This window comes from Photobacterium sp. R1 (assembly GCF_054600795.1).
In genome coordinates this window covers 1-237 of sequence record NZ_BAAHZP010000966.1, presented here as the reverse complement: position 1 = coordinate 237, position 237 = coordinate 1, and the positions used below count along the sequence as shown (strand labels likewise).

Genomic DNA, 237 nt, shown 5'->3' with positions numbered 1-237 from the left:
GAGCAGACCCACAGCAACAGAAGTCGCAGCCATCAGCAGTCCCGCAGGGATCTCACCCGCTTCAATGCGTTCAGCGATTCGTGGCATGAAGCCTAAACTAACAATCAGATAAGCCAGCATTTGAGCCAGCAGGGCAACCACACCCCAGATATAGAAATCAACAAAGTTCACTGAGTTACTGGCATCACCGGCAATGGCCAGTGAATAACCCAGGACAGAACCCGACAGGGTAATGGC

1 protein-coding gene is annotated in these 237 nt (G+C 52.3%); it reads right to left on the bottom strand.

Annotation, left to right across the window (positions count from 1 at the left end):
- Positions 1-237: DUF350 domain-containing protein (locus tag ACYP03_RS27940; protein ID WP_459782926.1), on the bottom strand; the 237-nt coding region annotated here is incomplete at both ends.